The 11,690-nt window shown below is 65.1% G+C and carries 10 protein-coding genes; 7 read left to right on the top strand and 3 right to left on the bottom strand.

What is annotated here, in order from left to right:
- Window positions 1-53: 53 nt before the first annotated feature.
- Together HYR72_05725 and HYR72_05720 are read right to left on the bottom strand one after the other, a co-directional pair.
- A complete protein-coding gene (locus tag HYR72_05725; protein ID MBI1814456.1) occupies window positions 54-956 on the bottom strand; it encodes a TIGR01777 family protein in 903 nt (300 codons plus the stop codon).
- 15 nt (window positions 957-971) lie between these two features.
- Entirely contained in the window at window positions 972-1,631 is a 660-nt protein-coding gene (locus HYR72_05720) for a hypothetical protein (GenBank protein ID MBI1814455.1), read from the bottom strand.
- A 38-nt stretch (window positions 1,632-1,669) separates the two neighbouring features.
- Between HYR72_05720 and tilS the strand changes: the two genes are divergently transcribed.
- The 7 genes from tilS to HYR72_05685 all read left to right on the top strand — a co-directional run bounded on the left by tilS (window position 1,670) and on the right by HYR72_05685 (window position 10,451).
- Window positions 1,670-3,043 (top strand): tRNA lysidine(34) synthetase TilS, encoded by a 1,374-nt coding sequence (gene tilS, locus HYR72_05715; protein ID MBI1814454.1) that lies wholly within the window; start codon window positions 1,670-1,672, stop codon window positions 3,041-3,043.
- Between the two features lie 44 nt (window positions 3,044-3,087).
- Window positions 3,088-4,929, top strand: coding sequence for an ATP-dependent metallopeptidase FtsH/Yme1/Tma family protein (locus HYR72_05710; GenBank protein MBI1814453.1), 1,842 nt, complete (start codon window positions 3,088-3,090; stop codon window positions 4,927-4,929).
- Window positions 4,930-5,014: 85 nt separating this feature from the next.
- Complete coding sequence (locus HYR72_05705; GenBank protein ID MBI1814452.1) at window positions 5,015-5,764, top strand: TIGR00159 family protein; 750 nt, start codon at window positions 5,015-5,017, stop codon at window positions 5,762-5,764.
- A complete protein-coding gene (locus HYR72_05700; GenBank protein MBI1814451.1) occupies window positions 5,761-6,753 on the top strand; it encodes a hypothetical protein in 993 nt (330 codons plus the stop codon). Before HYR72_05705 ends, HYR72_05700 begins: the two co-directional genes overlap by 4 nt.
- Window positions 6,753-8,126 (top strand): phosphoglucosamine mutase, encoded by a 1,374-nt coding sequence (locus HYR72_05695; protein MBI1814450.1) that lies wholly within the window; start codon window positions 6,753-6,755, stop codon window positions 8,124-8,126. Before HYR72_05700 ends, HYR72_05695 begins: the two co-directional genes overlap by 1 nt.
- A gap of 17 nt (window positions 8,127-8,143) precedes the next feature.
- Window positions 8,144-8,881 carry a pyridoxine 5'-phosphate synthase gene (gene pdxJ / locus HYR72_05690; protein MBI1814449.1) on the top strand — a complete coding sequence of 246 codons (738 nt, stop codon included), beginning with the start codon at window positions 8,144-8,146 and terminating at the stop codon, window positions 8,879-8,881.
- A 16-nt stretch (window positions 8,882-8,897) separates the two neighbouring features.
- A complete protein-coding gene (locus HYR72_05685) occupies window positions 8,898-10,451 on the top strand; it encodes an NAD(P)H-hydrate dehydratase (GenBank protein MBI1814448.1) in 1,554 nt (517 codons plus the stop codon).
- Window positions 10,452-10,510: 59 nt separating this feature from the next.
- Here HYR72_05685 and HYR72_05680 read toward each other — a convergent pair whose 3' ends face one another.
- Window positions 10,511-10,792: a hypothetical protein gene (locus HYR72_05680; GenBank protein MBI1814447.1), complete on the bottom strand. Its 282-nt coding sequence runs from the start codon at window positions 10,790-10,792 to the stop codon at window positions 10,511-10,513.
- Window positions 10,793-11,690 lie beyond the last annotated feature (898 nt).

Below are 11,690 nucleotides of genomic sequence, written 5' to 3'. Positions count from 1 at the left end.
TAGCAGAGGCGCGAAGCGCCGTCTCGAGGGCGCCCCACTTTTTCAACGGACTGCTAACCGAGAACCTCGCGCAGCGCCGGTTCGAGCCGCGGAAACTGAAAGATGTAGCCGGCACGTTGTGCCGCGGCGGGGAGCACGCGCTGGCCGCTGAGGAGCATGTCGGCCATTTCGCCCAAAGCGAGACGGAGGACGACCGCGGGCACCGGCGCCCACGACGGGCGGCCCATCACTTTGCCCAGCGTCTGGCAGAAGTCGCGCATGCGCTGCGGGTCGGGTGCGGTCGCGTTCAACGCGCCCGCGATCGTATCGTGCTCCAAGGCGAATCTTATCAAGCCGACCACATCGTCGCGGTGAATCCATGAGAGCCACTGTTGCCCGCTTCCCAGCGGACCACCGGCGTAGAGCTTGAACGGCAGCACCATGCGCGCGAGCGCACCGCCGCCGTCGCCCAACACGACACCGAGGCGGAGTCGTACCACGCGGACGCCGAGCGCTTCGGCCGCCTGCGCTTCGTGCTCCCAAGCGCGACATACGTCGGCGAGGAAGCCGCTGCCGGCCGCGGCGGTTTCATCGAGAGTTTCGTCGGCATGAGGGCCATAGTAACCGACCGCCGACGCGCTGATGAATACACGCCGCGGTTTACCGCCCGCGCGCATCGCCTTGACAACTTGTTCGGTGGTATCGAGGCGGCTGCGCACGATCGCCTGCTTGCGCGCCGCCGTCCAGCGCCCGCTGGCGATCGACTCGCCGGCGAGATTGATCACCGCGTCGGCCGCGGCGACTTCGCTCTGCCATTGCGGCGACGACCACTCGATCACTTCAACCCGCTCGCCGAGTTGGCGGCGCGCGGCGGCGCCGCTACGCGAGAGCGCGATGACGCGGTGCCCAGCTTCGTGTAGTGCCCGGCACAGTGCCGTACCGATGAAACCGGTTGCCCCAGTGACGATGATGGTCATCGCAAGTCGCAGCCTTCAGTCTGTCTCCGGGGCGGGCGTCGGCTGCGGCGGTTCCACTTTCATCTGACGCGCGGCTCCGTCGGCGGTCACTATCGAGCGGTCGACGAGCTGTTGCGCGCTGATGCGACTGGCCATCAACTCGCTGAGGTCGCGAGTGAGCAGGTAGAAAACCGCATCCTCCGGCTCGCCGTGGCCCTCGCTGAGGTGCGCGCGCAGGTCGGGCTCGTCGGTGTACGGTTTGTGCGTGTAGGAGATGGCGAAGCTGACGCCGTCGGCAGGCACGTCGATGGTCTTGAAGCGCCGCAGGGTGGGTTCGATGATGCGCGTCCACGTGCGCGCGAGGCGGGCGTCCGCGTCCAACTCGCGGTCGTTGTAGACGATGCCGCTGTCGAGTTTGAACGTGAGGTATTTGTGCTGCGCGTGCTCCTCGACGCCGGAGACGCCAACGGCGGTTTCGAGCACCGAGCCGCTTTCGATCGCTTGGCCCATGAGGAAACCTTCGATCATCACCGCGTCGTTGCCGTATTGTCGGCGCACTTCCGACAAGGCCTTGAGGATATCCGCGCTGAATCCTCGCGGCGTCGGGCCGGCCACCGGGCCGGCCGCTGCAGAGGCGGCGACCGCCATCGCGCCGATCAGCCCGACGATGCACGCTACGACTCGTGAACGTTGCATTGAGTTGCCGCGGGCACCATGCCAAAGTGCCGTCTACCGTGCAACGCGAAGTCGCTTCATTTCTACGGGCCGTGCGCCATACCCTCGCGCACTACGAGATGGTCGCGCCCGGCGATCACGTGTTGGTCGCGCTCTCGGGCGGCGCCGACTCGGTGGCGACGCTGGCGGCGCTGGTGCACCTCGCTCCCCGGCTCGCGATTACGGTGAGTGCAACGCACGTGCATCACGGGCTGCGCGGTGCGGAATCGGATCGTGATGCGGCGCTGGCCGGCTCGGTTGCAGCGCAACTCAACGTGCCGTTCCACCTGCACCACCTCTCGTCCGCGCTGCAGCGGGGTGGCAACACCGAGGAGCGGGCGCGGTGCGCGCGCTACGACGCGCTGGACCGTGCGGCTCGCCAAGTGGGGGCGACCAAGATCGCCACCGGCCATACGCGGAACGATCAGGCCGAGACCGTGCTCCTGCGCATCGTGCGCGGCAGTGGGCCGAGTGGACTCGCCGGTGTGCGGCCGGTGCGCGACGGGCGCATCATCCGCCCGCTGCTCGCTTGCACGCGCGCGCAGGTCGAGGCATTCGTGGCGGCGGGAGCGCTGCCGTTCTGTGAAGACAGCAGCAATCGCGATGGTCGATTTCTCCGCAATCGTATTCGCCACGAAGTGTTGCCGCTGCTGCGCGATCTGAATCCGCGCATCGATCGCGCCCTCGCTGATCTGGCGACTCTCAGCCAGTTGCGCGACAGAGGACCGGCGCAGGGTGTGACCAGCGAGGTGGGCTGGCTCTCGGTCGCCGCACTGCAAGAGTTGCCGACCGGGTTGCGGCGCGACCTGGTCCGTGACTGGTTGCGTACGCAGCGCGGTAGCGCGCGCGGACTCGCGTTGCATCACGTGACCGCCGTGCTCGATCTGTTGCGTGACGGTCGGCCCAACCGTGGCGTCGATCTGCCGGGTGGAACCGTGTTGCGGGAATACGATCGTGTGCGCTTCGTGGCGGCTAGGATCGCAGCGGCGGTTCCGCCGCCGTGTCTGCTAGCGCCGGGCGAACGAGTCGCGTTTCGCGATTGGCAGATCGCGGCGGGGCCGGTCGAGCGATACACCGGCGATCCGCTGCCGCGCGATCTCTGGAGCGCCGTCGTCGATGCCGACACGATTGCCGGCACCTTCACGGTGCGGAATCCCGTGCCCGGCGACCGGGTTCGACCCTGCGGAATGACTGGGCGGAAGAAATTGTCCGACATCCTCATCGACCGGCGTGTGCCACGAGCCTTGCGGGCGAGTTGCCCGGTCGTTCAATCCGGTGCCGAGGTGGTGTGGGTGCCGGGGGTGGTTCGCAGTGTCTGCGGACTGATCGGTCGGCGAACGCGACGGGTGGTCTGGTTGCGGGTCGAAGGTGGCGGACGACCATTGCTGGGATAGTCTCCGTATGTTACGGTCTCAAGCGGATTTTCTTTGAGGGAGTGGTGAACCAGATCTCACGTAATGTCGCGCTTTGGCTCGTACTGGGCCTCATGTTCCTGCTGCTCTTCAACCTCTTCAACAAGCAGCAGGCGCGCGAACCGGACATTATCTTCAGCGAATTCGTTGCGGCTCTCGACAAGGGCGACCTCACCGAGGTCACCATTCAGGGTCACAACATCAAGGGAAAGTTCCACAACGGCGAGCGCTTCAAGACTTTTGCGCCGGAAGACCCGGAACTGATCAAGCTGCTGCGGGCGAAGGGCGTGAAGATCACCGCCAAGCCGGAAGACAGCGATCCGTGGTACATCACCATCCTGTTGCAATGGTTCCCGATGCTGCTGCTCATCGGCGTATGGATCTTCTTCATGCGCCAGATGCAGGTCGGTGGCGGCAAGGCGATGTCGTTTGGCAAGAGCCGGGCAAAGTTGCTGACCGAGAATTCACAGAAGGTTACCTTCACCGACGTGGCCGGCATCGATGAAGCCAAGGAAGAAATCGAAGAGATCATCGCCTTTCTGAAGGATCCGAAAAAGTTCACTAAGCTCGGCGGTCGCATTCCCAAGGGCGTGCTGCTGGTCGGTGCGCCCGGCACCGGCAAAACCTTGCTGGCGCGCGCGATTGCGGGCGAGGCCGGGGTGCCGTTCTTCTCGATCAGTGGTTCGGACTTCGTCGAGATGTTTGTCGGCGTCGGCGCGTCGCGAGTGCGCGACCTGTTCGTGCAAGGCAAGAAAAACGCGCCGTGCATCATCTTCATTGACGAGATCGACGCGGTTGGTCGCCATCGCGGCGCCGGCCTCGGTGGTGGTCACGACGAACGAGAGCAGACACTCAATCAGTTGCTGGTGGAGATGGACGGTTTTGAAGCCAACGAAGGCGTGATCATGATCGCCGCCACCAACCGCCCCGACGTGCTCGATCCGGCTCTCCTGCGCGCCGGTCGTTTCGATCGTCGCGTCGTGGTCCCGCGCCCCGACGTGAAGGGCCGCGAAGGCATTCTGCGCGTGCACACTCGTCGTGTGCCGCTGGCCGAGGATGTCGATCTGCCGACGCTGGCTCGTGGGACACCGGGTTTTGCCGGTGCCGATCTCGAGAACCTGGTCAATGAAGCCGCACTGCTGGCCGCGCGCAACGGTCTTGAACGCGTCGCGATGCGCGACTTCGAGTTGGCCAAAGACAAGGTGATGATGGGCTCGGAACGGCGCAGCATGATCATCACTCTCGAAGAGCGCCGCAATACCGCCTTCCACGAAGCCGGACACGCGCTGGTCGCCAAGCTCATCCCCGGCGCCGATCCGATTCATAAGGTGACCATCATTCCGCGCGGCACCGCGCTCGGACTCACGCAGCAACTGCCAATCGACGAGAAGCACACGTACTCGAAAGAATACCTGATGCAGAACCTGGCGATCCTGTTCGGCGGTCGGGTCGCGGAAGAGCTGATCCTGCAACACATGACGACGGGTGCCGGTAATGACATCGAGAAGGCCACCGAATTGGCGCGCCGGATGGTCTGCGAGTGGGGCATGAGCGAGCACCTTGGGCCGATGACCTTCGGCAAGCGCAACGAGGAGATCTTTCTCGGCCGCGACTTCGCGCAGATGCAAGACTACTCCGAGCGCACCGCCCGCGAGATCGACAACGAAGTCCGCCGGATCATCCAGGATAGCTATCAGAGGGCGCGTGATCTGCTCGAAGCCAATCTCGATTCGCTGCATCGAATCGCGGAGACTCTACTCGAGAAGGAATCGCTTGACGGGGCCGAAATCGACGAGATCCTTCGCAGCGTGCGCGGGGACAACGGCTCGGTTCCGATCAGCGCCGCCGGCGCCGATGCGCGGGCCTGATCGTCTCGCGCCCCTCGCTGTCTCGCGGCGCCGGCCCGAGGCCCCTGCCCACAGCGCGAGCGGCGCCTGAACCGCCCCGCTCATCATGCTCGAACTGCTGGCCAACTTCCGCATTCAGGATGCCGTCGACATCGTCCTGATTGGGTTTGTGGTCTACCGCATCATCGATCTCATCCGCGGCACGCGCGCTGCACAGATGCTGATCGGCCTCGCTGTCGTCTTCGTCACCTATCTGTCGTCGCAATATTTCGATCTCTACACGCTCAACTGGATCCTCGACAACTTCCTCAGCTCCTTCCTGTTGCTGATCGTGGTGATCTTCCAGAACGACATCCGCCGCGCGCTCACGCAGGTCGGGGCCGGCTCGCTGTTCGGCGCCGAGCGCGGAGTCGCACACCAGGACATCGAGGAAGTCATCCGGTCCACCGTCGCCTTGGCGGGCAAGCGCATCGGGGCGCTGATTGTCTTTGAGCGCGAAGTTGGTCTCAACGAGTACATCGAGGTCGGTACTCGGCTGGACGCGCGCGTCAGCCGCGAGTTGCTGCTCAGCATCTTCATGCCGACGTCGCCGATTCACGACGGGGCGCTGATCCTCCAGAAGGGTCGCATCACCGCCGCCGGCTGCTTCCTCCCGCTGACGACCAACCCGAACGTCAGCAAGACGCTGGGCACGCGCCATCGCGCCGCGATCGGGTTGACTGAGGAGACCGACGCCGTGGTGGTTGTGGTCTCCGAAGAAGAAGGCAGCATCTCAATGGTGCGTGAGGGCCGCATCACGCGCGACCTCGACGCCGGCACGCTGCGCAGCACGCTGCTGAAGTTGTTGGTCGAATGAAGGGCCTCGATCGAGCCGCGCTGGCTGCGATGTGGCGGCGCTTGCAGCCGTTGCGCGATCGCGAACGCTGGCGCGCCGCGTTCACGCGCGACATCGGTCTCAAGCTGATCTCGCTGGTAGTCGCGTTCGGGTTGTGGGCGTTCGTCAACGCCAGCGAGCGCGACACCGAGCAAGCACTGCAAGTTGCGCTCGAGTTGCGCGATATCCCGACCGGATTGATGGTGACCAGTCCTCGCGTGGATTTCATCGATTTGCGTGTGAGCGGCCCGCGCACCTTGTTGAATCGCATCGATCGCAAACGACTGGCGATCCCGCTCGATCTTGCCGGCATGCGGTCGGGGCCCGGCGTGTTTCGTGTGGCCGCGGACTCACTCAACCTCCCGCGCGGTGTAAAGATCGTCCGACTGACTCCCGCGCAGGTGACGCTCGATCTCGAACGCGTGGTCCGGCGCACGGTGCCGGTGCGGCTGCAAGCCGCCAGCAAAGTTGCGGCGGGATTGCGCGTGATCGATGCGAAGATCTCGCCGGAAAGCGTGCAAGTGTTCGGTCCCGCGTCGGCGGTCGATGATCTCAAAGCGATCGAGACCGAGCCGCTCGACTTGAGTGATGCCGCCGCCGGTATCGTTGAGCGCGAGGTCGGGTTGGCGGAGGTCAGCGAGTACGTTTCGTTCAGCGCGCAGCGCGTCGCGGTGCAGGTCCACGTGAGTGAAATCGAGGCCGAGCGGGAACTCCGCCGCCTGCCGGTCACGATCCGCCACACGACGTATCGTGCGACCGTCGAGCCACCGGAGATCCGCGTGATCGTGCGGGGGCCGAAGCGCGCGGTGGACGCGCTTGAGCTGAACCGTGGCGAGGTCTATATCGACGCGGCCGGGTTGGCTCCGGGAAAGTACGAGCGGGCGCCGCAGGTGGAGTTGCCTGCCGAGATCGAAGTCGTGCGGCGGGAACCGGCGCAGCTCCGGCTTCGATTGACCAAAGAGCAGAAGTGATGGGGACGAAACGCACGCACGCTCGCCGGCTGTTCGGTACCGATGGTATTCGGGGCGTGGCCAACGTCGAGCCGATGACCGCCGAGACCGCCTTGCGACTGGGGCGTGCGGCGGCGCATGTCTTTCGCCGCGATGCTCGCCGGCACAAGATCATCATCGGCAAGGACACGCGCATCTCCGGCTATCTGTTCGAGAGTGCGCTGACGGCTGGCTTCTGCTCGATGGGCGTCGATGTACTGCTGGTTGGGCCGATGCCGACGCCGGCGATCGCATTTCTCACCCGCAGCCTGCGCGCCGATGCGGGCGTGGTGATTTCCGCCTCGCACAACGCGTATCAAGACAACGGAATAAAGTTCTTTGCCGAAAGCGGCTTCAAACTCCCCGACGAGGTCGAGGCGGAGATCGAGCACTATATGAATGATGGTGCCCTCGACGCCGTGCGGCCCACCGCCGACGCCGTGGGCAAGGCGTTTCGCATCGACGATGCGCTCGGACGTTACAACGTGTTCGTGAAGCAAGCCTTCCCGCGCGAGCTGACGCTCGAAGGCGTGCGCATCGCGATCGACTGTGCGCACGGCGCCGCCTATCGCGTCGCCCCTGAAGTGTTGCAAGAACTCGGAGCGACGGTGTTCGCGCGCGGCGTCGATCCGGACGGCCTCAACATCAATCACGAGTGCGGTGCCCTCCACCCGGCGCCGCTGCAGGATCTCGTGCGTCGGGAGCGCGCGCAAATCGGAATCGCGCTCGATGGCGATGCCGATCGCGCCATCTTCGTCGACGAAACCGGCGAGATCGTCGACGGCGACGCCGTGCTCGCCATCCTCGCCGATGAACTCCTCGTCTACGAGCGGCTCAAGGATCGCACAGTCGTGGCCACGGTGATGAGCAATCTCGGCCTCGAGATTGCGCTGCGCGAACGTGGAGCGCGGCTCGTGCGCGTCCCGGTCGGCGACCGCTACGTAGTCGAGGAGATGCGTCGCACGGGGTGCAACCTGGGCGGCGAACAATCCGGCCACGTCGTGCTGCTCGATCACAGCACCACCGGCGACGGCTTGCTCACGGCGTTGCGGTTGCTTGCCGTGCTGGTTCGGCGGCAACGGCCGCTCAGCGAACTGCGGCAGATTATGACACGGTTTCCTCAGCGCCTGGTCAACGTTCCGGTGAAGCAGCGCCGCGAGCTGAACACGGTGCCGGCGGTTCAACGAGTTATCGATAGCGTGACGAGGCGGTTGGGAGATCGCGGCCGCGTGCTGGTGCGCTATTCCGGGACGGAGCCGCTGTTGCGTGTGATGGTCGAAGCCGAGCAGCTCGATCAAGTCGACGCCTGCGTGGACGAGATCGCGCAGGCGATCCAGAAACATTTGGCGACGTAGGCGCCGCTATCATCACAATGGCGCGGCCGATTTATCTCGGAGTCAACATCGATCACGTTGCGACGTTAAGGCAAGCGCGCCGCACGACGTACCCGTCGATACTGGACGCTGCGGGCGCGGCTGAGCGCGGGGGCGCGGACGGCATCACCGTTCATCTGCGCGAAGATCGTCGCCACATCCAAGACGGCGATGTCGATCAGTTGCGGATCCACATCGCCACGAAGCTCAATCTCGAGATGGCGGCGACGGAAGAGATGGTGCGCAATGCGTGTCGCTTGCGGCCGCAGGACGCGTGCATCGTGCCGGAGAAGCGAGCGGAGTTGACGACCGAGGGCGGGCTCGACGCGGCAGGGCAGATCGAGACGATGAGCCGCGTCGTCAGTGCGTTGCGCGACGCGGGCATCCGCGTGAGTCTGTTCATCGATCCGGACGAACGCCAGATCGAGGCGACCATGCGACTCGGCGCCGATGCCATCGAAATCCACACCGGCAAGTACGCCGATGCGACCGCCGCCGTGGAGCGCGCCGTCGAGCTGCGCCGCATCCAGTCGGCTGCGCAGCGCGCCGCCGCTGCTGGCCTGATCGTCAATGCCGGCCACGGTTTGAATCTCGCCAATGTTGATGCGATCGCGGCGATCCCCGAGATTCATGAACTCAACATCGGGCACAGCCTGGTCGCGCACGCACTGTTCGTCGGCTTGGAGCAAGCGGTGCGGGAAATGAAGGCGCTCATGGTTGCCGCACGCAGCCGGTGATGGTGCGCGATCGCCTATGATCCTCGTTTCCGCCGCGGAGATGCGGCGCCTCGATCAGCTCACGATCGAACACGGCACACCGGGTCATGTGTTGATGGAGCGGGCGGGGCAGGGCGCCTCGACCGCGCTGCTGCACTGGTTCCCGCACGTGCGGCGCAAGTCGGTTGTCATCGTGGCTGGCAAAGGCAACAACGGCGGCGATGGCTTCGTGATGGCGCGGTTGCTGCGCCGCCGCGGCGTGCGCACGCGTGTGGCCCTGCTCGGGCACCAGAGCGACGTCAAAGGCGATGCCGCGCGCCATCTCGCCGCGTTCGTGAAGGGTCGCGGCGTGGTGGAAGAGATTACCACGGCGAGCGATCTCGAACGCCTGAGCGAACACATCAGTGGCGCCGCCCTCGCGGTTGATGCGATCTTCGGCACTGGACTCAATGCGCCGGTGACTGGTTTCGCCGCCGATGTGATCGAGCTGATGAACGGCAGCGGTACGCCGATCTTCGCCGTCGACATTCCCTCGGGTCTCGGCGCCGATCGTGGCGTGCCGTTGGGTACCTGCGTACAGGCCGAAGCGACGGCGACCTTCGGCTTCGCCAAACTTGGCCAGCTCTTGTATCCCGGCGCTGACTACTGCGGCGAGTTGGCGGTCGTCGACATCGGCATCACGCCGGCCGCCGTGGACATCGTCAGCCCGGCAGCGCGCGCGATCGAGCGCGGTGCGATCGCTGGGCTGGTGCCGCGGCGGCGGCGTGATGCACACAAAGGCGACAGCGGGCACGCGCTAGTCATCGCTGGCTCGCGCGGCAAGACCGGGGCGGCGCAACTCGCGGCGCGTGCTGCGCTGCGTGCGGGGGCCGGACTCGTCACGCTCGCGGGCCCCGCATCGCTCAACGCGATTCTGTGTGCGGCGGCGCCCGAGGTGATGACGGCACCACTGCCTGATCATGATGATCGCCTGGTTTTCGACGCCTCGCAGTTGGCGCGACTGCTCGAAGGCAAGTCGTGTGTCGTGGTTGGTCCCGGTTTGGGGACGCACGACGATGCGCAGCGCACCGTGCGGTGGCTGCTGGAGCACGCGGAGATTCCCGTGGTGGCCGATGCTGACGCGCTGACCTGCATGGTTGGGTTGCCGGAGTGGCCACGAGCGCGGGCGGCGCTGATCGTGACCCCCCATCCGGGCGAGATGGCGCGCCTGACGAATTCCGACAGCGCCGCGGTGCAAAGCGATCGCGTCGGCGTTGCGCGGCGCTTCGCCGATGCCAAGGAGTGTGTGGTCGTGCTGAAGGGCGCGCGCAGCGTGATCGCGAGTTCGGACGGTGCGGCGTGGATCAATCTCAGCGGCAACAGCGGCATGGCCGCCGGCGGCATGGGCGACGTGTTGTCGGGGATTCTCGGCGCGTTGCTGGCGCAGGGACTCGATCCGATCGAAGCCGTGCAACTGGGTGTGTACGTCCACGGCGCCGCTGCGGACGAGATCGTCGCGGCTCGCGGTTCGGAGTTGGGACTCCTCGCGTCGGAAGTGAGCGATCGTTTACCGCACACGCTGGGACGGCTGGTCGCATCAGTGGACGGTTGAGTCGGCCGCGCGCGTTCTTCCCGCGCGGCCGCTGGAAGTGGTTGTTCGGCCCTTCTCCGTTACTCCGCATGGTACACCGCGATGACGACAACCAAGACCGCTTCTTCTTCCAAGGCTGCAGCCGCGGCGTCGCGCAGATGGTTCGCGTAGCGCGCGATGGCTTCGTGATGGGCGCGCAGGCCAAACGGTGTGTCGGTGTAAATCAGGTTGATGCGATCACGGATCTGTGTCCCGAGCCGCGATAAATAGCTGCCGTCGAGTCCGCGGATGATCGTTGCTCCCCCAAACGTATGCGCGAACTCGCGATCAAGGGCCTCAAGCAGGTCCTGATACGGCTGCATTGGGAGATCAGGCAGGTAGACTTCGACTCTTGCTCTTTCGGACAGCGGCAACGAACTCGTCCTTTCGCCGCTCGAATCCCCTCATGCGCTTCAGGGATTCCGCGGGCGACAGCTTCGCGCGTAGAGGGCGCTCAATCTGCAGCTCGCTGACCTTCTCGGCTCTCTTCGCCATTCTCGCTCAACCTTCCAAGGCTAGCGATAGCAGATTCTACCGCGGAACACACCCGCCGAACGGATGGCCGCTAAGCTGCGGTCGCGCGTGATCCTGCCACGAGTCGTGTCGAGCATGGCCGCACGCGCAGCTGAAGCCCGCGGCCGTCAGCTTCAGCGGCTCGTTGGGCGGCGCGCCGGAGAATGGTCGGCCCGCTCATTTCGCGTTCAACTTCTGTATCAGGTCCGCGCGGTCCCAACGCTCTGCGAGGCGACCCCCGACGAAGCGTCCGCGGGTCCAGATCGTCCTCCTCAAGCTCGTGACAGCGTACATCCGGCAATACGACCGCCTCGATTGCGTCCACGTCCTCCGCGAGCAACGCCTCCGCAAAACGCAGGAAGCTCCGCGCCAGTCGGGCCTTCGCTGTCTCGCCAACGAACTCGGCTTCGATTTCAGGGGAGACTTTGATGCGATCGTTGGAGGTCGTGCCTGCTGTCGTCATTTCTGGGACGCTCCCGTCGCTCCTTCGCGATTCCATCGGCTGCCAGGAATCGGCCCGTCAATTGGATCAGAGTTCATGTGTGACCAGCTACTCTCGGTCCGCCCAACGAGCTTGTAGAAAAACCATTTGGCCGCATGGCCTCCGTCTCGGGAGGCGCTGATCGTGGATTGGGTGAATCATTCGCTGTGGTCGGTCGGTCTGTTTCCGACGTGGCGTCGTGCTTGGCTGCGGATCGTCCGGGTTGC

It is taken from the genome of Deltaproteobacteria bacterium, assembly GCA_016178705.1.
GTDB lineage: Bacteria > Desulfobacterota > Binatia > HRBIN30 > JACQVA1 > JACOST01.
This window is presented reverse-complemented; position numbering and strand designations above follow the sequence as displayed.